General features: G+C 62.7%; 18 protein-coding genes. 12 read left to right on the top strand and 6 right to left on the bottom strand.

The window, feature by feature from the left end:
• Nucleotides 1-519, bottom strand: coding sequence for a DinB family protein (locus QRN42_RS13020; RefSeq protein WP_284979585.1), 519 nt, complete (start codon nt 517-519; stop codon nt 1-3).
• A gap of 141 nt (nt 520-660) precedes the next feature.
• Here QRN42_RS13020 and QRN42_RS13025 point away from each other — a divergent pair, with 141 nt between their 5' ends.
• On the top strand, nt 661-1,044 hold the full coding sequence (locus QRN42_RS13025; protein WP_284979586.1) for a VOC family protein: 384 nt from the start codon (nt 661-663) through the stop codon (nt 1,042-1,044).
• 112 nt (nt 1,045-1,156) lie between these two features.
• Here the strand turns inward: QRN42_RS13025 and QRN42_RS13030 are convergent, their stop codons facing one another.
• Nucleotides 1,157-3,670: a DNA gyrase/topoisomerase IV subunit A gene (locus tag QRN42_RS13030; protein ID WP_284979587.1), complete on the bottom strand. Its 2,514-nt coding sequence runs from the start codon at nt 3,668-3,670 to the stop codon at nt 1,157-1,159.
• Between the two features lie 55 nt (nt 3,671-3,725).
• On the opposite strand from QRN42_RS13030, the gene QRN42_RS13035 reads away from it, so the two are divergent.
• From QRN42_RS13035 to QRN42_RS13045, 3 genes are all read left to right on the top strand, one after another.
• A complete protein-coding gene (locus tag QRN42_RS13035; RefSeq protein ID WP_284979589.1) occupies nt 3,726-6,413 on the top strand; it encodes a bifunctional acetate--CoA ligase family protein/GNAT family N-acetyltransferase in 2,688 nt (895 codons plus the stop codon).
• 69 nt (nt 6,414-6,482) lie between these two features.
• A complete protein-coding gene (locus QRN42_RS13040) occupies nt 6,483-7,208 on the top strand; it encodes a DUF5998 family protein (protein WP_284979591.1) in 726 nt (241 codons plus the stop codon).
• Nucleotides 7,205-8,386, top strand: a complete 1,182-nt coding sequence (locus tag QRN42_RS13045; RefSeq protein WP_284979592.1) for an alkaline phosphatase family protein — start codon at nt 7,205-7,207, stop codon at nt 8,384-8,386. Before QRN42_RS13040 ends, QRN42_RS13045 begins: the two co-directional genes overlap by 4 nt.
• Before the next feature lie 81 nt (nt 8,387-8,467).
• Here the strand turns inward: QRN42_RS13045 and sepH are convergent, their stop codons facing one another.
• The gene (gene sepH / locus QRN42_RS13050; protein WP_284979593.1) at nt 8,468-9,865 is read right to left on the bottom strand and encodes a septation protein SepH; all 1,398 of its coding nucleotides are present in this window, start codon (nt 9,863-9,865) and stop codon (nt 8,468-8,470) included.
• A 329-nt stretch (nt 9,866-10,194) separates the two neighbouring features.
• Between sepH and QRN42_RS13055 the strand changes: the two genes are divergently transcribed.
• On the top strand, nt 10,195-10,494 hold the full coding sequence (locus QRN42_RS13055; protein WP_284979594.1) for a DUF4193 domain-containing protein: 300 nt from the start codon (nt 10,195-10,197) through the stop codon (nt 10,492-10,494).
• Between the two features lie 12 nt (nt 10,495-10,506).
• Here QRN42_RS13055 and QRN42_RS13060 read toward each other — a convergent pair whose 3' ends face one another.
• The gene (locus QRN42_RS13060; protein ID WP_284979595.1) at nt 10,507-11,004 is read right to left on the bottom strand and encodes a DUF3093 domain-containing protein; all 498 of its coding nucleotides are present in this window, start codon (nt 11,002-11,004) and stop codon (nt 10,507-10,509) included.
• A 70-nt stretch (nt 11,005-11,074) separates the two neighbouring features.
• On the opposite strand from QRN42_RS13060, the gene dut reads away from it, so the two are divergent.
• From dut to QRN42_RS13080, 4 genes are all read left to right on the top strand, one after another.
• The gene (gene dut, locus QRN42_RS13065; protein WP_284979596.1) at nt 11,075-11,614 is read left to right on the top strand and encodes a dUTP diphosphatase; all 540 of its coding nucleotides are present in this window, start codon (nt 11,075-11,077) and stop codon (nt 11,612-11,614) included.
• Nucleotides 11,615-11,723: 109 nt separating this feature from the next.
• Entirely contained in the window at nt 11,724-12,470 is a 747-nt protein-coding gene (locus QRN42_RS13070) for a DUF3710 domain-containing protein (RefSeq protein WP_284979597.1), read from the top strand.
• Nucleotides 12,463-12,822 carry a hypothetical protein gene (locus QRN42_RS13075; protein WP_284979598.1) on the top strand — a complete coding sequence of 120 codons (360 nt, stop codon included), beginning with the start codon at nt 12,463-12,465 and terminating at the stop codon, nt 12,820-12,822. The genes QRN42_RS13070 and QRN42_RS13075 overlap by 8 nt, the downstream gene beginning before the upstream one ends.
• 91 nt (nt 12,823-12,913) lie before the next feature.
• The gene (locus QRN42_RS13080) at nt 12,914-13,588 is read left to right on the top strand and encodes a DUF3159 domain-containing protein (protein WP_502869500.1); all 675 of its coding nucleotides are present in this window, start codon (nt 12,914-12,916) and stop codon (nt 13,586-13,588) included.
• Here QRN42_RS13080 and QRN42_RS13085 read toward each other — a convergent pair.
• Complete coding sequence (locus QRN42_RS13085; protein WP_284976044.1) at nt 13,555-14,292, bottom strand: potassium channel family protein; 738 nt, start codon at nt 14,290-14,292, stop codon at nt 13,555-13,557. The genes QRN42_RS13080 and QRN42_RS13085 overlap by 34 nt on opposite strands.
• Nucleotides 14,292-14,963, bottom strand: a complete 672-nt coding sequence (locus QRN42_RS13090; protein WP_284979627.1) for a potassium channel family protein — start codon at nt 14,961-14,963, stop codon at nt 14,292-14,294. Before QRN42_RS13090 ends, QRN42_RS13085 begins: the two co-directional genes overlap by 1 nt.
• Nucleotides 14,964-15,088: 125 nt before the next feature.
• Here QRN42_RS13090 and QRN42_RS13095 point away from each other — a divergent pair, with 125 nt between their 5' ends.
• From QRN42_RS13095 to QRN42_RS13105, 3 genes are all read left to right on the top strand, one after another.
• A complete protein-coding gene (locus QRN42_RS13095) occupies nt 15,089-17,065 on the top strand; it encodes an APC family permease (RefSeq protein WP_284979599.1) in 1,977 nt (658 codons plus the stop codon).
• Nucleotides 17,062-18,426 carry a class I SAM-dependent RNA methyltransferase gene (locus tag QRN42_RS13100; RefSeq protein WP_284979600.1) on the top strand — a complete coding sequence of 455 codons (1,365 nt, stop codon included), beginning with the start codon at nt 17,062-17,064 and terminating at the stop codon, nt 18,424-18,426. Before QRN42_RS13095 ends, QRN42_RS13100 begins: the two co-directional genes overlap by 4 nt.
• A 185-nt stretch (nt 18,427-18,611) precedes the next feature.
• Nucleotides 18,612-21,425 carry an aconitate hydratase gene (locus QRN42_RS13105; RefSeq protein ID WP_284979601.1) on the top strand — a complete coding sequence of 938 codons (2,814 nt, stop codon included), beginning with the start codon at nt 18,612-18,614 and terminating at the stop codon, nt 21,423-21,425.
• Nucleotides 21,426-21,489 lie beyond the last annotated feature (64 nt).

The following is a 21,489-nucleotide window of genomic DNA, read 5'->3' on the forward strand; positions in this document are numbered from 1 at the left end:
TCAGCCATCCACGTCGTGGAGGTGATGGACGACGTCGTGCAGGAAATACCGCGAAAACGTCAGCACCGTGAACTCTGATCCGTTGCTGCGGATCCCGGTGCGCTGCCAGTCGTCCTCCACTACCCGGGCAAAGGACTCTGCGATCTGCTCGCCTTCTGCCTGAAGCTCGTCGGCAACGGTCTGCGGGTCCGAGGACCCGTAGTCGCCGTCCACCGCGGCCTGGTCCTGATCCCAATTCCCGAACCTTGCGTCGTCCTCGGTCAGCATGAGGTTAAGCCGCTGGTCGAAGAGGCTAAAGACGTCGCGCACATGGCACGCGTACTCCAGATTGGACCACGTATGGTCGTTTGGGCGCTCCGATGCTTCTCCCCGGCGCAGGACCGCGCGCCATCTGGGCAGCATGTTCAGTACTACGCCCGGGACTACCGAGGGAGTGACGGTGGAGGGATCAAAACCACAGTCGGGGCAGGGCTCGGAGAGCACCCACGTCCAGTCTTTTTCATCAGGGATGATCGGCATGCCGCCAGTCTAAGCTGATCCCGTTCACATGCCCTGCCAGACGCGGGCTGCCGGGCCGGAAACAGGTACCTGACCCCTGTTACTTCCGAACCTCTCCGAGAGTAAAGTTCGTCCCGGGAGGAGAGCCGGAAAGAGAAAGATATGCTCAAAGATCTGCAAGTTGGTGCCGTTCTACCGGCACAGGACATCGGCCGGGCACGCGCGTTTTACAGCGAGAAGCTCGGGCTGGAACCGGAGAACCCGGACGCCGAGGACAACCTCATGTACAAGTGCGGCGACGAAACCGGATTCTTCATCTACCAGACGTCGAACGCTGGTACGGCAAAGAACACACAAATGGGCTGGATGGTCAGCGACGTTGATGCCGCTGTTGCGGAGTTGCGGGAGAAGGGAGTGGTCTTTGAGGACTACGACTTCCCCGGGCTGAAGACCGAGAACAGCGTGGCAAGGATGCCGGACGGAAGCGCTGCTGCGTGGTTCCTGGACAGTGAGGGCAACATCCTGAGCCTCAACCAAACCCCATAAGGAAGCACTGGAGGAAGCACAGCAGGAAGGAAGGGCAGCCAGGCCAGGCGTCCAGCTTGGCCTTACTGCCTTTCGCCAACAATGCGGCCCTTCGGCAAGATGCCGTTAGCGGCTAGTCCTCCTGCGCCCAGGCCATGCTTGGGCCCACAGCCTCGACTGGTTGCGATAACGGAACACCCGAGCCGTCACGGCGTCCGTGCTCCTGCGGCAGCGACCTTGCCACCCCCGCTGCGGACGATGCCTTCGCCGGGCCATGTCCTGCCCACGCAAGAAGCAAAGTGTCCTCGCCTTTGAGGAACCGGTGCACGCGCACGCCCCCGGTGGCCCGTCCCTTGACGGGATACTCCTCAAAGGCAGTTACCTTGGCGGTTCCCGGTGCCGTGCCCGGCAGGGCGCCTGAAGTCCCGGCGATGGTAACGACGACGGCCGCGGCATCATCGGCACGGACGGCACCGAAGTGGATGACTTCGTCGCCCGCGGCAAGCTTGATGCCAGCCATTCCGCCTGCTGTCCGTCCCTGCGGGCGGACGTTGGAGGCACTGAACCGCAGCAATTGTGCCTGTTTGGTCACGAACACGAGGTCGACGTCGTCCTCTTGGGCCGGTTCCACGGCGAGGACTGAATCCTTGTCCTTCAAGGCGATGATGTCCCAGTCTTCGCGGTTCAACGGATACTCGGGCTGGACGCGTTTGACCACGCCCTGAACGGTGCCTATGGCCAGAACCGCATCCAATGGGACGAATGCCACCAGCGACTCACCCTTGAGCAACGTGATGAAGTCCTTCGCCGGGACGCCGCCGGCCAGGTTCGGAAGGCCGGAGACCGGCGGCAGGACGGGCATGTCCATGACCTGCAACCGCAACATGCGGCCTTGGGAGGTGACCGCGCCGATTTCTCCCCGGGCCGTGGTTTTTACCGCGGAGCGGAAGACATCATGCTTTGTCCGGGGTCCGGATTCAGCGAGCGGCTCCTGGTTGGATGTCCTGGCGATCTGGCCCGAAACGCTCAGCAACGCCCAGCAGGGGTCGTCCGGGATTTCCAGGGCCAGCGCCGCACCTTTGCCCTTGGGACCAGGCGCAGCAGCGGCGAGGGCTGCAGCCACCGTGGGGGAGACCGCCTCTGATTCCAGCAGCACCGTGCGCCGGGGCGTGCCGTACTTTTCGGCGACGGTGGCGAGTTCGCCGGACACCACGTCGCGGAGCAGCTCGTCAGAGGCAAGGATGGCCTCAAGGGCTTCGATTTCGCGGCGGAGCTCGTCCTGCTCTTTCTCCAACTCAAGGCGGGAGTACTTGGTCAACTGCCGGAGCCGCAGTTCCAAGATGTAGTTGGCCTGGATCTCGGTGAGATCGTAGATGGACATAAGCCGTTCCCGTGCAGCCGAGGCTTCGTCGGACGAACGGATGATCTGGATAACTTCATCGATGTCCACGATCGCGATCAGCAGGCCCTCCACCAAGTGGAGGCGGTCCTTCTTTTTGCCCAAGCGGAACGAGGTGCGGCGCCGCACCACATTCAGGCGATGTTCCACATAGACCTGCAGCAACTGCAGCAGCCCGAGAGTCTGCGGCTGGCCGTCAACAAGAGTGACGTTGTTGATGCCGAAGGAATCTTCCATGGGGGAGTAGCGGTACAGCTGCTGCAGCACGGCGTTCGGATTGAAGCCGTTCTTCAACTCGATAACGAGCCGCAGGCCGTGGTTACGGTCCGTTAGGTCCACGACGTCGCTGATGCCCGTTAGTTTCTTGGCGTTGACGGCGTCCTTGATTTTCTCAATGACCTTCTCCGGCCCCACCATGTAGGGGAGTTCGGTAACCACCAAGCCGGTCCGCCGCGCCGAAAGCTGTTCCACCTCGACTTTTGCCCTGGTTTTGAACGAGCCCCGGCCGGTGGCGTAGGCATCGCGGATTCCGTCAAGGCCCACAATACGGCCGCCCGTTGGCAGGTCCGGGCCGGGGATGAAACGCATGATCTCGTCCAGCGTGGCGTCCGGCTTCGCAATGAGGTGGCGTGCCGCGGCGATGACCTCCACCAAGTTGTGCGGAGCCATGTTGGTTGCCATGCCCACGGCGATTCCGGTGGTTCCGTTCACCAACAGGTTGGGGAACGCTGCGGGGAGGACCTCCGGCTGGGTCAGCTGGTTGTCGTAGTTCGGAACGAAGTCCACCACGTCTTCATCCAGGTGGTCCGTCATGGTCAACGCGGCGGCGGCGAGTCGTGCTTCCGTGTAGCGCGGGGCGGCCGGGCCGTCGTCGAGCGAGCCGAAGTTGCCGTGGCCATCAATCAAAGGCAACCGCAGCGAGAAGTCCTGGGCCATGCGCACCATGGCGTCGTAAATGGCAGCGTCACCGTGGGGATGGAGCTTACCCATGACCTCACCCACCACGCGCGCGCTCTTGACATGTCCACGGTCCGGGCGCAGTCCCATGTCGGCCATCATGTACAGGATGCGCCGCTGGACGGGCTTGAGGCCGTCGCGTGCGTCCGGGAGGGCGCGCGAATAGATGACCGAGTAGGCGTACTCCAGGAAGGAGCCTTCCATCTCGGAAGTGACGTCGATATCAACGATGTTTTCGGTGAAGTCGCCGAGGGGCTCGCCCTTGCGTGCGGAAGTTTGGCTGCGGGCCATGGGGTCGGTGAATCCTTGAAAGTTGTACTGCGGATGTTTTAGCTAGGCTAAGCCTATGGTGGATCAGCCCGGCGTCGGCATTTATCCGGAATATTGGGAGGCCGATGTCGTCCTGCGCGACGGCGGGACCGCCCACCTCCGCCCTATCAGGCCCCAGGATGCCGATGCTTTGCAGGCGTTCCACGCGGCCCAGTCCCAAGCTTCCATCTATATGCGGTTCTTCTCATTCAAGCCCAAGCTCTCGGGCAAGGAAGTGCGGCGGTTCACTGAAGTGGACCACGTCAGCCGGGTGGCTTTCGTTATCACCATCGGGGGCGAGATTATCGGGATCGGCCGCTATGACCGGCTCGATGACCCGCTGGAGGCTGAAGTCGCCTTCAACATTTCAGACGCCCACCAAGGCCGCGGAATTGGCTCCATTCTGTTGGAGCATTTGGCTGTGGCCGCCCGTGAAAACGGGATCCGCCGCTTCACGGCCGAAGTGCTGCCGGACAACAGGAAGATGCTCATGGTCTTTGCCGATGCCGGCTATGACCTCAAACGGCAATTCGACGACGGCGTGGTCTCAGTCGAGTTCAACATCGACCCCACGGAGAAATCCCGTGCGGTCATGGAATCCCGGGAACACCGCGCGGAGGCTCGCAGCGTCCGCGACCTGTTGTCGCCGTCGTCGGTGGCTGTGATCGGTGCCAGCCGTAAATGGGGAAGCATCGGCCACCAACTGCTCGAACACATCATCGAGGGCGGGTTCAAAGGCCCGGTGTACGCCGTCAATCCGGAGGCCTTTGAACTGGCGGGCATGATCTCGTTCGCCAAACTCTCGGACATACCCGGGCCGGTCCAGTTGGCCATCATCGCTGTTCCCTACGATGAGGTTCCCAAAGTGGTGGAGGACTGCATCGGCGCCGGACTCAAGGGAATTGTGGTCGCGACGGCGGGATTTGCCGACGACGGCGAACGCGGCCTTGCGCGTCAACACGACTTGGTTCGGCGCGCCAGAGCTAACGGGATGCGGGTCATCGGCCCCGAATCGTTGGGGATCGTCAATACACACCCGGCAACTTCCCTTAATGCATCCATGGCCCCCACCATGCCCCGGCGAGGCAGCCTGGGCCTCTTCAGCCAGTCCGCGGCCGTGGGTGTGTCCGTCTATGCTGCCGCAAGTCGGCGGCGGCTGGGTTTGTCCTCGGTGCTGTCCGCCGGGAACCGCGCCGACATCTCGGGCAACGACGCGATGCAGTTTTGGGAGGACGACGCCGATACCTCTGCGGTGGGTTTGTACCTCGAATCAATCGGCAATCCACGCAAATTCTCGCGGTTGGCACGGCGATTGTCGCGGAACAAGCCCGTCATTGTTGCCAAGTCCGACGTCACGGGCCTTAGCCTGCCGCCCGGTCATGCCGTCCGGACCACCCAGGCTCCACCGGCTGCGTTGGATGCCATGTTGCGCCAAGCCGGGGTTATCCGGGTGGACACCATCGAAGAACTGATGGACATCGCGCAAGTGGTTTCCACGCAGGCTTTGCCCAGCGGTCCGGGTGTGGCCGTGTTTTCCAACTCCACGGCCCTGGCCAAAGTGGTCGCCGACAGTGCCGGTCCGCTCGGGCTGGACGTAAAGCGCTTTGTCACTGATGTGGACCTTGAAGCCGGCATGTCCGTTGCCCTGCCCGCACTGCGGGCCCGCCTGCAGGAAACTTTGGCAGAGGAGACGGTGCACGCAGTAGTGGCAGCTCTCCTGCCCGTCCGAGGCCTCACTGTTGAAGCCTTGGCCGGCGTTCTTGCCGAGTGCGCCTCCCGGGCCGGGAAACCGGTGGTTGCCGCATTCACGGGCATCCTTGATCCCTCGATCCAGGTGGAAGGCTTGGTCGGGGGCGAAGGAGGGGTGTATCTGCCCTGTTATTCCAGCGCCGGGACCGCTGTTGCGGCGCTGGCTGCGACCGTCCGGTATGCCCAGTGGCGTGATCGCGACCAAGGGCTCTTCCTTGACCCGGAGGGGTGCGATGTAGATGGGACGGGGGACCTTCTGGCGTCGATGCTGGCCGACCTCGAAGGCGATGAGCTCAGGAAGCTCGACGCCGGTGCTGCCGCGACGTTGCTGTCCGGCTACGGCATCGATGTCCTGCCGTCTGTGGGCTTCGCAACCCCGGATGAAGCGGTGGTGGCAGCAGAGGAAATGGGCTGGCCCGTGGTCCTGAAAACCACGGAACCTTCCCTTCGGCACCGGCTTGACCTTGGCGGCGTCCGGCTTGATATCCAGGATGCCGAATCCCTGCGGCAAAACGTCGCCCAGATGCGCAGGGCTTTGGCACCGTACGGGTCCCCATCCCTTGAAGTGCAGGCAATGGCACCAGTGGGACAAGCCTGCACGCTCCGCGCCATGGAGGACCCGCTGCTGGGGCCGGTGGTCTCCTTTGGGCTGGCAGGGGATGCCGTGAACCTCTTGGATGACTGGGCCCATCGGGTTCCGCCCCTCTCCACAGCGGACTTGCATGATGTGATCCGGTCTCCCCGGGCATCACGGAAGCTTTTCGGCTACCAAGGCTTGCCGGCCGTGGACGTTGCAGCCTTGGAAGACATTGCAGCTCGGCTGGCGAAGCTTAAGGACGACCACCCGGGCATTGCCTTGGTGGAGTTCAACCCGGTCCTCGCCGGCTCGTCAGGAGCGGCAATCCTTGGCGCGGAAGTCTGGATCGGGAACGCGGCGCAGCGGACTGACAGTGCCCGCCGGGCCATGCGTGGCTAGCCGCCGAGTTCCGTCCACAGGGCAGGGATGCGGTTAGGAAGTCACCGGGCGATCTGTGAAAATGGGGGAATGAGCACGCAGTCTCCGACGCCCCACTCGGGTCCGTCCAACACCGGGTCCCACACTTCCCACCACCACACCTCCCAAGGGCAGAGCTTGGCCCAAGCCCTGGAACAGGCGGGTTTCTACCCACGGTTGGTGTCCGACGTCGTGGATGATGCCCTGGACGGTCGCGAATGCTTGTCGCACCTCGTGCATCTGGAGACCCATTTCGACCGGGCTGAGGTACGCCGGCACATTACCGTCCTGGTGCTCACCGAGGACATGCTGGTGATCACCCACGTGGATGACCAGCAACTGGACGAGGCAGGCGAACAGATCGTCGCGCAAATCTCCACCGAGTCGGTGCCAGTGGCCCAGATCCGTTCAGTCGTGCTGAGCTACATCTATGCCCAGCCGCAGGATTACAAGCCGTCGGACCCGGTACGCGAGCTGACGGTCTCCATCGCTTGGTCCGGTGGCCAGCGGCTGGATATGGGACCTGCCAGCTGCGGTGATCCACAGTGCGAAGCCGATCATGGCTACAGCGGCACAATCGCCCAGGAAGACATTGTGTTGCGCATCAGTGCTGAGGCAGACGGGCTCCAGGCCGTTCAAGACGCAAAAACGTTTGCCCGCGCTCTGCGTGCGGTCAATACCGGCAACGCGGCTCCTCTCCAGCACTCGGCCGTTCCGGCGCCCCGGCCCCGTTCAGGCGTTTTCAGTAACCGCTTGAACCGTGGACACCAGCGTTGAGCGATCCGCAAACGGACGTACCTTCAGCGCCACTGTTCGGAAGCAGGTCGATCGCCGAAGTCATGACCAGTTCCGCCGCGGCTTTGGGTGTGCCTGGTTTTGACAACCGCCTTGGGCTGCTCCCCACGCAGCGTGTCTGCGTGGTCCTCGCCGATGGCCTGGGACGGAACCTGCTCAAACAAAAGGCTTCACATACGCCCTTTTTGCGCTCTGTCGCTGCAGCAGGGCAAGGGAACATTCCGGTGTGGATAGACTCGGCTTTCCCCAGTACGACGGCGGCGTCCCTCGCCAGCCTGGGCACCGGCCTTCCCGCCGGTCAGCACGGGATGGTGGGCTACGACGTCCTCGATCCTGCCCAGGACAAAGTAGTGAACCTGCTTGGCAACTGGGACGCAGGGGTGGACCCGCAACAATGGCAGCCCTGCCCCACTGTCTTTGAGCGGGTTGCGGCGGAGCTTGACGTCATCACTGTCAGCCTGCCGCAGTTCGGGAATTCCCCCATGACGCAAGCAGCCCTGCGGGGTAGCCGCTTCGCGGGTGGAACCACCCTCCACGCGCGCACGGCTGCTGCTGCCGAAGCCATGTCCGGGTCCCAGAGGTCCCTCATGTACTTCTACGTCAACGAACTGGACAAAGCGGGCCACCGGTACGGATCCCAGTCGGAGCGGTGGGAGCATCAGCTGGAAGAGCTCGATTTCACCATCAAACGCCTCGCCGCCACCCTGCCCGCCGGGACCACGATCGTCGTGACAGGGGACCACGGGATGCTGGATGTTCCCGAGTCCCAGCGCATCGACTACTCCGCCGATGCGTCGCTGGTCTCCGGTGTACGGCACACCGCGGGGGAACCCCGCATGGTTCATCTTTACTTGGAACCGGACACCAATGAGACCCACCGGGAGGCTCTCATTGCTGCCTGGCGCCAGCGTTTTGGCGAACGTATTTGGGCCTTCACGCGGGAGCAAGCAGTAAACGCCGGATTGTTCGGCGCCGTCCGCCCGGAGGTCGCCTCGAGGATTGGTGACGTCATGATCGCGGCCCGGGATACCTTAGCCCTCTATGACACCCGAAGGGTGAGGCCGGCGTCCCTGGAAGTGGTAGGACAGCACGGATCACTGACCAAGGCCGAGCGCGAGATCCCGCTGCTTTGTTTCACGGCTACGGGCAAGCGCGGCTGACCGAGGTTTCGGGGGTGTGCGTTCCGGGGTTGTGCCTTCGGTGATTGGTGCGCGTTCGGGGATCAGGCCCGAACAGGGATGCTAGTCTCCGCGGGCACCAAAAACGATTTCGTCCCAGCTGGGAATGCTTGAGCGTTTAGGCCGGGACGGTTGCCGCTCCGCGGAAACATCTGGCTCTTTATGCTTGGCAGGGGCCTTTGAATCCGGTGTGTCTGAGCTTGGTGTCTCTGAGCTTGGTGGCTCGGGGTCGGCGGCTTTTGTCCCTTGAACCTTGGTCCCTTGAATCTGTATCTCGGCAGTGTGCGTGTCAGCATGGTCGGTATCGGATGGATCCACAGCTGAGGCTCCATCACCGCCGCTGCCGAGAAGCTCATCCAGGCCGGCGGGCTTCCGTGCGCCCGGCCCCGAGACTGTCCGCAGGGGACTGGCCACCACCGTGATTTCCCGCGTGTCCGTGCTGACGCCCTCATGGAGCCGCAAGGAAGCGTCGCCGTCGTCGCCCGTGTCTGTGTGCATCGGCGCCAAGCTGAGCCGCGAAAGTATCGAGGGCCTGCCGTCCCTGCGGGAGCGCGTGGCAGGCGTCGGATCGGTCTCCGGGTCCGCGCTGGCGGGTTCCTCGATTGCGTCGACGTCCTCGGGCCTCGGGTGGGCAGCGGGAACATTGGTCAAGAGGACCGCTAAGGCGTCGTCCGCCTCTTCGTCCACGCCCAATCGCTGGCCGCGCCGGGAACGCAGCATCTCCAGCAGGCTGTCCGAGTCCTTGGCTGACGTGCGCGCAGCGGTCTCGGCGTCGGTTTCGAAGTCGAAGGGCCGATCGGACACGGCGGTGAGGCGCCGTGCAGGCACTGGGCCGTCCAAGGGCTCGAGTTCGCTCAACTGCTGGGCCCAGCGGTTGGCGTTCTGCAGGGATTTCCGTTGCGGACTGAACGTCCACATAGCCGGTGGCTCCTCGCCGATGCTGCCCTGGGCGCCCGGAATGGTTTCGAAGCGCGCCACGACCGTCCACGTACCGTCAGCGCGACGCCAAGAGTCCCACTCCACCGTTGAGGAATCGATGCCGTGCGCTGCGAGCCGGTGGTTCACCATCTCGCCGAGGCTCGCCGGGTTGTCGCCGAACGCCGAACGGTAGACGTCGTGGCCGGGGACAGGAGAAGCGATCTCGATATTGCGTGCCTGCCGAGCCACATATTCACGTTCGGCAAGGACGGGACCTTCATACCGTTGCACGCTGGCAAGCGGCAGTCCCGAGAGTTCAGCGACTTCTGCGGCGGTTGCTCCGCCGCGGATCCGCGCCTGGATGTCCCGTGGTGACATGGCGATGGGGGAGTTGGCGGCTCGTGCCGCCACTTGGGCGGGGGTCCGGCTGGTGGCAGCCCTCAGGGCCTCGTCGATCGGAAGCTGGAACATCGCACCGCCGGGTCCGCTGAGAAGCAGATGGCCGCCGTCGTCGTGGACGCCTACCAGTCGTAGATCCTGCATAACACCCTCCACCACATGGCATAACTGACATTCGAAACTCTGCCACCCACGCGGGCCTTTTCCTATTAGGACAAGGGGCGTGCCGTGATATTCCGGCAAAACATCCGGGTTAATATCTTGGCTGGCGTCCGGCTGGCGTTGTGGCGAAGGTCCGCCTGAAGAAGTGAGGCCCTGGCGAAGCTCTGGACTTTTGCGGTACGGCGGAGGAAAATCTGGCCGGTATCGGGCACAAATCCGCGTACCCCGGCGTTGGACCCGTACACCGGAAACAAAGGTTTTGCGCCAGTCCGGCAATCTATCCATTGCAGGTTCGGAGGACGAAAAAGACGATGGCCACGGATTACGATGCCCCTCGGAAAACTGAGGAAGACGTCAGCGAAGACTCCATTGAGGAGCTCAAGACGCGCCAGCCAGGGAGTCAGTCCTCAGCGGTGGACGTGGACGAAGCAGATTTAGCTGATGCTTTCGAGTTGCCGGGAGCCGATCTCTCCGGAGAAGAGCTCCTCATCCAGGTTACGCCGCCCCAAGCTGACGAATTCACGTGCTTCAACTGTTTCCTGGTCAAGCACAGATCGCAGATTGCGGCAGAGCGGGATGGCCACCTGTACTGCACCGAATGCGAAAGCTAGATTGGGCGAGCGTCAGGCTCTGGGGGAGGTCAACGCAGAAACAAGTGCGTCCGGCCTTCGGGTGGACGTCAGCCAGTACGGGGTGCGGTCCGCAGGGTCGGTGATCTCGATCTTGACCACAGGGTCCACCCATCCTCGGAAGCACATGTAGGCGAGGCCGTTCAGGCGTGTGCCGCGCTCGGCGGAAGCATCGCTTTTTTCGAAGCCCTCCACGGTGCCCACGAACTCGCGGTCGATGGTTGCGCGTCCCACGCGGAGGGTGTCTTGGGTGACCGAGATGGTGGGCGTTGAGAGCAGCAGCATGGTTGTCATGAGCGCAAAAAGGACAAGGGCCGCAATGATGGCAGCGGCCGTGCTGATGGGTCCGAACATCAAGAGTCCTGCACTCGACAGCCCTACCACCACAATCCAGATCCACGCCGACGGCCACAGCTTCTCTGTATAGATGGGCTGGGAGGATGAGGCGGTGTTTCCGGCGGGCATGGAGGCGGAAGGGTCAGGCGTAGGCATGGATCCAGCTTATCGGTCCACGCCAAATCGGGACGCCCCGGCGGTGGAGGGCAACGTAGAATAAACCACTGTGAGCAACGAGACCGCAGTACTAAGGACAGAGGCCGGACCCGCGAACGCGGATGGCGCGGATACCCCGGCAAGCTATGGGACCCCTACCGTTAACGTCCAGTTGAAAATGCTCGACGACGGCCTTGAAGCGCCGTCGTACGCGCACCCTGGCGACGCCGGGGCGGACCTGCGCGCACGCGAAGATGTGCACTTGGCCCCGGGCGAGCGGAAGTTGGTTCCAACAGGCGTTTCCATCGCGTTGCCGAATGGCTTCGTTGCCCTCATCCACCCCCGCTCGGGCTTGGCAACCAAGCACGGCTTGACCGTGGTCAACGCACCGGGAACGGTGGACGCCGGGTACCGCGGGGAGATCGCCGTGACCCTCCTCAATACGGACACAACCCAGCCCATAGAGCTCAAGCGCGGCGATAGAATTGCACAGATGGTGATTCAGCGCGTGGAGTATGCACAGTTCGTCAACGTCGACCAGTTGTCCGATTCCATACGCGGTACCGGCGGCTTCGGTTCCACAGGCGGCTTCACCACACCACAGGCGTAAATAGTCCACCCTCACGGCGGGCGGCACCCATGAAAGGGATGCCGCATTGCCGTTGTTGACTGTGGTTGCGGTTTACTTGGGGACAGACCACTACTAAGGAGAAAACCCGATGCTTTTTGGGCGCGGCAAGAAGTCCAAGGCCGAGAAGACCGGTACCGCTGGAACGCTCGGCGAATCCGACTCCGCTGAAGTACAAAGTTCCGGGGCTGCCGGGACAGCAGCCAAAGGGGACTTCCGGGGGAGCAAGGGTCCTTTGGACATTAGCGAAATCGAGAGCCAGGACGGCTACGTTGACCTTGGGGCGCTGCTAATTGCACCGGCCGATGGCCTCCAGTTGCGGCTCGAAGTCGAAGAGGCCACGCAGCGCGTTGTGGCGGTCACCATGGATCTGGGCGGTTCCAGCCTCCAACTCCAGGCGTTTGCCGCCCCGCGCTCAGAGGGTCTCTGGGACGAGATTCGCGAGCAAATCAGTGAGTCGGTAGCGAGCCAGAGCGGAGAAACCGAAGAAATTTCGGGGAGCTTCGGACCCGAGTTGGTGGCGAAACTGCCCGCAGAAGCCACAGATGGAAGCCGGGGTTTCCGCGCGGCCCGATTCATCGGCGTCGACGGTCCCCGTTGGTTCCTTCGGGGCGTTCTGGGCGGGGAGGCTGCGTTGAATCGCGAGGCCGCGGCCGACCTGGAGGAGTTGTTCCGGCGCGTAGTGGTGGTTCGCGGTGAAAGCCCGATGCCGCCGCGGGAACTCCTGCAGCTGCGGGTACCCAAGGATGCTGCCGTTCCAGGACAGGCAGGCGCCCCCGCCGGTGAGGCCGCGATGCACCAGCCCGAACGAGGACCGGAGATCACCCAGATTGGCTGACGCGACGGCAGGGAATGGATCCCTCCAGCAGCAAGGGCATGGAGTCAAGGACCTCCCTGCCCGTGGCCGGGCAGAATGCTACGGATTCGTCGATTCGGTGACACATCAACCACCCAGCCCGCAGCCTTTCTTTTCTGCGCTGGTAGTCGACCACGTCCAGACCGGATCCCCGGCAGCCGGCGGCGCCAGAAAGCCAAATCCACGGCTACGCGTCATTTGGCTTGGCCGGGATCGGGTGCCGGGCATCAAGGCCGGGGTGGAGGTCCATCTCAAAGGCATGGTCACCGAGGTCGAAGGTCTTCCGGCCATGTTCAATCCCCGTTACGAGATACTTTCCACCCAGGAGCACTAAAAACGTGGCCAACGGATCAGAACCGACAGACCCAGCCAACCCAACAGGTGCCCCGAACCCAGCGGTGGTTCCCCCAACGACTGGGCCAACGATGTCCGAATTGGCTGCCGGGTACGCCGAGCGGGCCGGTATCCAGCGGAACAGCTCAGGGCACGTAGACATGCTGAAGTCCGCCGGCGGAGTGCAAGGCATCGCCGAGAGCATCCTGCCGGGGCTTGTTTTCCTCGTGGCATTCACCATGTCCAGGGACCTGACAGTGTCGCTGGTGGCTGCCTTGGCTGCTGCCGCAATCTTTACGGTCATCCGGATCGTCCAGCGACGTCCGCTGACCCAAGCCTTGGCAGGCGTGGTGGGCGTTGGCATCTCGGCGTGGTTGGCCAATACGACAGGCAGGGCTGAGGACTTTTACGTTCTGGGATTCTTTACCAACGTCGCCTACATAGCTGCAATGGCGTTGTCGGTGGTGGTGAAATGGCCTATCGCCGGACTCCTCTTCGGGTTCGTCCGCAATGAAGGCTTCGACTGGCGAAAAAATCCAGTGCGCCTCCGGACCTACGCCAACGGCACCTGGATCGTGGTCGCTGTCCTTGCCTTGCGGCTCGTGGTCCAGGTGCCGTTGTACCTTATGGGTGAGCCAGGGTTGACCGCGTTGGCAACCACACGGATCCTGATGGGTGCTCCGCTGTACATCCTCGGCTTGTGGGTCGCTTGGCTTGTCACCAAGCCCGCGCCTCAGCCGTCGAAGCCGTCGTCGTCCGCAGCCTGATCGGGTGACTCCTGGTCGTCGTCGCGGGGTCCATGTCCGGCAACGGAGGCTGGAGACAGCAGGCCCCTGAGGTCGTCTTCGGCGGCAAGGGTGGTCACGAAGAACAGTTCGTCACCGCCGTCGAGAACATCGTCCCGCGTAGGCGTGATCGGCACGTGGTCCCGCAGGATAGCAACCAAAGTAGCGTCCTCAGGCCATTCGATGGCACCTACCGTGCTGCCGATAATGTGCGAGTCATGTGGAACGGTGAATTCCACGATGGACGCCACACCGGTCTGCAGGGTCAGCAGGCGCACGATGTCACCGATCTCAACCGCTTCCTCCACCAAGGCCGTCATGAGTTGGGGTGTGTTGACTGCCACGTCGACACCCCAGGAGTCGTTGAACATCCAATCGTTCTTGGGATTGTTGACCCGCCCGACGGTACGGCCTACGCCGAATTCCGTCTTGGCCAGCAGCGAAACCACGAGGTTGACCTTGTCGTCACCGGTGGCTGAAACCACGACGTCGGCATCCTCCAGTTTCGCGTCCTGCAGGGTGCTCAACTCGCAGGCGTCTCCAACCAACCAGCGGGCTCCCCGCAAGCCGCTGCGACCAATGACTTCGGGCTTCAGGTCGATCAGGAGAATCTGGTGGTTGTGGGCCAGGAGCTCACGCGCGATGGACGAGCCGACGCTGCCTGCGCCAACTATGACAACTTTCACTACAACTCCTTGATGGGTGCTTTGGCGAGGATCCGGCTGATCTCCGTTGTCCGGTCCAGGCTCAGCATCGCGTGGACTGTGTCGCCTTGCTGGTAAGCCGTTCCGGTTTGCGGCAGCATTCCTTCGCCAAACCGGGTCAGGAACGCGATACGGATACCAGCAGCGGCCTCGATGGAACTGAGGCTGTGCCCGATCCAGCCTTCATGAAGATCGATTTCAGCCAAGACCAAACGTCCCGACGGCTCCCGGTAATCGCCCGCAAGGTGCTGTTCGGGGAGGATGCGGCGCAGGACTTGGTCAGCGCTCCAGCGGACAGCCGCAACCGTGGGAATGCCCAGGCGCTGGTAGATTTCGGCCCGTCCGGGATCGTAGATTCGAGCCACCACGTGGCCCACGTGGAAAGTTTCACGGGCGACGCGTGTGGCGAGGATGTTCGAGTTGTCTCCACTGGAGACCGCAGCGAATGCGTAGGCCTCCTCCACGCCGGCCCTCTTAAGGGTGTCCCGGTCAAATCCTACGCCCGTGACCTTGCGTCCCGAGAAAGTGTTGCGCAGGCGCCGGAAGGCACGTTCGTCCTGATCGATCACCGCCACGGAATGGCCTGCGTCCTCCAGGGTGTGTGCCAGGGTTGCGCCAACACGGCCGCAACCCATGATCACGAAGTGAGCCACCATGTCTCCTAAAAAGTATCGTCCTGCCGCTTGTGCTGCCGCTTCGTAAGACTTTACCGTCGCAGTGCCCGTACGGCGGCGACCACCGTCATGACATCGCCGTGGATTCAGAGTAGTTTTGCGGGGTGCTGACTATTCTCAACGCCGCAAAGCGGATATTGGTAGGCAAGCCGGTCCGGAACGACCGCTTGGCCCACACCTTGCTGCCCAAACGCATCGCTTTGCCGATTTTCGCTTCTGACGCCCTTTCCTCAGTGGCCTATGCCCCTGATGAAATCCTGCTGACATTGGCGTTGGCCGGGGTGAGCGCCGTGACTATCTCACCGCTGGTCGGCCTCGCCGTCATGGTGGTGTTGCTCACAGTTGTTGCTTCCTACCGGCAAAACGTCCACGCATATCCCTCCGGCGGCGGGGACTATGAAATCGCGAACGTGAACCTCGGGAAATACGCAGGCCTCACGGTTGCTGCCGCACTGTTGGTGGACTACGTGCTCACGGTCGCCGTGTCGATGTCATCTGCGGCCGCGTATGTGACAACTGCCATACCGTCGATGCACGGACAGCAGGCTGTCATCGCCACCGTTGGCGTCGTGGTCCTTGCGTTGGTTAACCTCCGCGGCATTAAAGAAGCGGGTTCGGTGTTCGCCGTTCCTACCTATATCTTCATGGCTTCCATCCTGGGCATGACCGCCGTCGGTATCTTCCAATTCGTTACCGGGCAGTTGGGGCAGGCTCCGTCGGCTAACTTCACCATCGTCCCGCAGCAGGGTTTCGACCAAGGCCTGGTAGGGCTGGCCGGTGGATTCCTGCTGTTGCGTGCGTTCTCCTCCGGCGCCGCTGCACTGACCGGCGTCGAGGCCATCAGCAACGGCGTGCCGAACTTCAAGAAGCCCAAGAGCAAAAACGCGGCTACTACATTGCTGCTGCTCGGTGCCATCGCGGCTGCAATGCTTGCCGGGATACTCTTCCTGGCCAACGCCACCAAGGTGCATATCGTCCAGGACCCGGCCACGGAATTCCTCGTTGACGGCAAACCGTTGCCGGACGGCTATGTCCAGAACCCTGCAATCAGCCAGATCGCCGACACCATATTCGGGGCCGGATCGATTCCTTTCTACATCGTGGTGGCGGCCACGGGCGTCATCCTCGTTTTCGCGTCCAACACTGCGTTCAACGGTTTTCCGGTGTTGGGATCCATCCTCGCCCAAGACGGATACTTGCCCCGGCAACTCCGCACCCGTGGTGACAGGCTTGCTTTCAGTAACGGCGTGCTGGCCCTGGCGGCGGGGGCGCTGGTTCTGATCCTGTCGTTCAACGCAGACGTCACCAAACTCATCCAGCTGTACATTGTGGGCGTTTTTATCTCCTTCACCGCCAGCCAGCTCGGCATGATCCGGCACTGGGGCCGGCAACTGAAACTGGCCAAGGACAAAGCCGTCCGCCGGCGCATCATCAAATCCCGAACCATCAACATGGTCGGTTTCGGCATGACGGCCTTGGTTCTGGCTATTGTCCTGATCACCAAGTTCGAACAGGGTGCATGGATCGCCCTGTTGGCGATGTTCGTTCTGTTCCTGATCATGTGGAGCATTCGCGCCCACTATGACAACGTGGCCAAGGAACTCGCGGTGGATGAGGACTCCTCACCCAGGGCCCTGCCGACACGCGTCCACGCCGTGCTGCTTGTCTCGCACGTCCGCAAACCCGTACTGCGCGCTTTGGCCTACGCACGGGCCTCACGCCCCTCGCGTTTGGATGCCGTGACGGTCGATATCAACCCCGAGGACACGGAACACACCGTCCGTGATTGGGAGAAGCTCGAGATTCCGGTGCCGTTGACGGTCTTGGCCAGTCCGTACCGCGAGACGGTGACGCCCATCATGGACTACATCAAGAACATGCGGCGCGACTCCCCACGGGACCTGATCGTGGTCTATATCCCTGAATATGTTGTGGGTAAATGGTGGGAGCAACTTGTCCACAACCAGACGGCCCTGAGAATCAAGACCCGGCTCCACTTCGAGCCCGGTGTGATGGTGGCCAGCGTCCCGTGGCAGTTGAAGTCCTCCGAAGAAGCAAAGGCACTGCAGGATACCAAATGACCTTCCACAGCACTTCCACCCCGGCCGCCGGCAGCGTAGGGAACGACGAGCCAGGGGCTGAACTCGTCGTAGATGTAGGGCCGATCGCCCACGGTGGCCATTTCGTCGCTCGGCACGAAGGCCGCGTGATTTTCGTCCGCCACGCGATCCCGGGGGAAAAGGTCCGGATCAGGTTGACCGATTCCGGCGAGGCCTCGCACTTCTGGCGTGCCGACGTCGTCGAGGTCCTCGATGCTTCACCGCACCGCGTCCGCCACTTTTGGAAACTTGCCGATTCTCTGGACTCCTGGCGCCACGGCGGCCCTCCGGTTGGTGGTGCCGAGCTCGGCCATATTGACCTGCCGTGGCAGCGGGAGCTGAAGGGCCAGGTTCTAGCCGAGCAGCTCAAGCGTCTTGCCGGCATCGAGCGGGTGACCGACGTTGAGGCCGTAGGGGATGACGACGGCGGCCTCGGCTGGCGCACGCGCGTCGGCTTCGCCGTGACCTCCAAGGGACGGTTGGGCATGCACGCGCATCGTTCCGACCTCGTCATCCCGGTGAAGGACATGCCTCTGGCACTTCCTGCCATCAATGAGTTGCGGCTATGGGACGTGGATTGGACCGGGATTGCGCGGGTGGAAGTTGCAGCACCCGCGAACAGTACGCGACCCCTGGTTCTTGTGGCTCCGGAGGAATCGACGAGCCCCAAGCGAATCCATAGCGTGGTGGCGCAGTTGCCGCCCGACGTATCCGTGGCCAGCTTTGAGCCTGGCACTGGCCATGCCGTCCAGCTCCGGGGGAGGACCTGGGTGCAGGAAACAGCTGCGGGTCACGAGTACCGCGTCAGTGGCGAGGGGTTCTGGCAGATCCACCGGGCCGCGCCAGACACCCTCACCGCAGCAATGACAGGATTCCTCGCCCACGGTGGGTTCCTTGAGCCCGGCGCAACTGTGGCGGATCTGTACGCCGGCGCCGGCCTTTTCTCGGCTCCCTTGGCTGAAGCCGTGGGAGTCACCGGATCGGTGCTCTCTGTTGAGGGCGCTCCGGGTGCCAGCCGGGACGCTAGGAAAAACCTTCACGGCGAGTCGAATGTGGAGATCGTCCAAGGCCGGGTGGAGCGGGTACTCCGTCAGCGTGCACGCAGTTTTGACGCCGTGGTCCTCGACCCTCCCCGGGCCGGGGCGGGTAAGGCCGTGGTCCAGCAGCTCATCGATACCCAACCACGCGCCATTGCCTATATATCCTGCGACCCCGCATCGTTCGCCCGCGATCTGGGTTACTTCCAGCAGGGTGGATGGCGGCTGGAATCGCTGCGCGCCTTCGATCTCTACCCGCATACCCACCACCTCGAAACGGTGGCGCTGATCGTACCGGCTTCCTAGCCGCCCCACGGGAGGCCAATGCCACTACGATGGCTTTAGTAGTCCCGCCCCGATCTGCCGTCCTGCGGTATGAACTGCCGACGGGGCGACCAAGAGAGAAACGTCGCCGGCTAAGTAAGGCGTGCCTAACTGGCTAGCGGCCAACCACGCGACAAAGATGAAACTGTTGCGAGAGGAGTCCTGCCATGAGCACTGTGGACAGCTTCGGTTCCAAAGGCGTACTTAATGTAGCCGGCACCGATTATGAGATTTTCCGGTTGAACTCCGTAGAGGGCGCAGACAGCCTTCCGTTCAGCCTTAAAGTATTGCTTGAAAACCTCCTGCGGACTGAGGATGGCGCCAATATCACGGCCGACCACGTCCGCGCCCTGGCCGGTTGGGATCCCAACGCGGAGCCCGACACGGAAATCCAGTTCACCCCGGCCCGCGTCATCATGCAGGACTTCACTGGTGTTCCCTGCATCGTCGACCTCGCCACCATGCGCGAGGCCGTCAAGGAACTCGGCGGGGATCCCAAGCGAGTCAACCCGCTGGCGCCGGCTGAAATGGTCATCGACCACTCGGTGCAGATCGATGTTTTCGGTAACTCCGGCGCGCTGGAGCGCAACATGGAGATCGAATACCAGCGCAATGGCGAGCGTTACCAGTTCCTTCGTTGGGGCCAGACGGCTTTCAACGACTTCAAGGTAGTTCCCCCCGGAACCGGCATTGTGCACCAGGTCAACATTGAGTACTTGGCCCGCACCGTCATGACCCGCGAGGTCGACGGCGTTTTGCGCGCCTACCCGGACACCTGCGTTGGCACCGACTCGCACACCACCATGGTCAACGGCTTGGGCATCCTGGGCTGGGGCGTTGGCGGCATCGAAGCCGAGGCAGCCATGTTGGGCCAGCCCGTCTCCATGCTGATTCCCCGCGTCGTCGGCTTCAAGCTCACGGGCAGCATCCCCGCGGGCGCTACCGCTACCGACGTCGTCCTGACCATCACCGAAATGCTGCGCAAGCACGGCGTCGTGGGCAAGTTTGTCGAATTCTACGGTGAGGGCGTTGCCGCTGTGCCGCTCGCCAACCGCGCAACCATCGGCAACATGAGCCCGGAGTTCGGCTCCACGGCTGCCATGTTCCCGATCGACGACGTCACGCTTGAGTACCTCCGCTTGACCGGCCGCTCCGAGGCGAATGTCGCCCTCGTTGAGGCCTACGCCAAGGAACAGGGCCTTTGGCACAATCCTTCCCGCGAACTGCGCTTCTCCGAGTTCCTGGAACTGGATCTGTCCACCGTTGTTCCTTCGATTTCCGGCCCCAAGCGTCCCCAGGACCGCATCATCCTCACGGAGTCCAAGGCCCAGTTCCGCGAAGACCTGCGCAACTACGTCAAGGAGGACCTGGCCGGCGGAAGCCTGGACGAGGCGATTGACGAGAGCTTCCCGGCCTCGGACTCGCCGTCGTACACCAGCTCCGCGACCCACATTGCCGACGTTGCGCCGCACCCGCACGGCCCCAAGTCGAACGGCCGACCCTCCACCAAGGTGAACGTCACAACCGCTGATGGCCGCGAGTTCGAACTGGACCACGGTGCAGTGTCGATCGCTTCGATCACCTCATGCACCAACACGTCCAACCCGTCGGTCATGCTGGCAGCTGCGTTGCTGGCACGCAACGCCGTGGAGAAGGGCCTCACCTCCAAGCCGTGGGTCAAGACCTCAGTTGCTCCCGGCTCCAAGGTCGTCACGGACTACTACGAAAAGTCCGGCCTGACCCCGTACCTGGAGAAGCTGGGCTTCTACATCGTGGGTTATGGTTGCGCCACCTGCATTGGCAACTCCGGCCCGCTTGAGCCGGAGATCTCCGAAGCGATCCAGGCCAACGATCTTTCGGTCGCGGCGGTCCTTTCGGGTAACCGTAACTTTGAAGGCCGCATCAACCCGGACGTCAAGATGAACTACCTGGCGTCCCCGCCCTTGGTCATCGCCTACGCACTGGCTGGCACCATGGACTTCGATTTCGACGCCGACGCCCTGGGTACGGACTCCGAAGGCAATGAGGTCTTCCTGAAGGACATCTGGCCGAACCCCACGGAGGTGCAGGAAGTCATCGACTCCTCCATCGACGAGGCAATGTTCGTCAAGGGTTATGAAGGCGTCTTCGAGGGCGACGACCGCTGGAAGGCGTTGGACACCCCTGCCGGAGACACCTTCGTTTGGGCCGAGGACTCCACGTACGTGCGCAAACCTCCATACTTCGAGGGCATGAAGGCCCAGCCGGAGCCCGTCCAGGACATCTCGGGCGCCCGCGTGCTCCTGAAGCTTGGCGATTCGGTTACCACGGACCACATCTCCCCGGCCGGCTCATTCAAGTCGGACACCCCCGCTGGTCAATACTTGCTGGCTAACGGCGTGGAGCGCAAGGACTTCAACTCCTACGGCTCACGCCGTGGTAACCACGAGGTCATGATCCGCGGTACCTTCGCCAACATCCGCATCAAGAACCAGTTGCTGGACGGCGTCGAGGGTGGCTTCACCCGCGACTTCAGCCAGGAAGGTGCACCGCAGGCATACGTCTACGATGCAGCCCAGAACTACCAGGCTGCTGGAACACCCTTGGTGGTCCTGGCCGGCAAGGAATACGGCTCGGGTTCTTCCCGCGACTGGGCAGCCAAGGGCACTGCGCTCCTGGGCGTCAAGGCAGTCATCGCTGAAAGCTACGAGCGGATCCACCGCTCCAACCTCATCGGCATGGGTGTCCTTCCCCTCCAGTTCCCGGCAGGCGAGTCTGCTGCAACCTTGGGCTTGACCGGTACGGAAACGTTCGCCGTCGAGGGCGTTACTGAGCTGAACAACGGCACAACGCCGAAGACGCTCAAGGTGACGGCAACGGCAGAGGACGGCTCCGCGACGTCCTTCGATGCGGTCCTCCGCATCGATACCCCGGGCGAAGCGGACTACTACCGCAACGGCGGCATCCTGCAGTACGTCCTCCGGCAAATTAGCGGTTCCTAAGCCGATCGGCTCGGATACCAGAGGATCTGGTCGCTGACTAGCTTTCACCGGCGGTCACTCTAGA

The organism is Arthrobacter sp. fls2-241-R2A-200, from assembly GCF_030209745.1.
Taxonomy (GTDB): Bacteria; Actinomycetota; Actinomycetes; order Actinomycetales; family Micrococcaceae; genus Arthrobacter.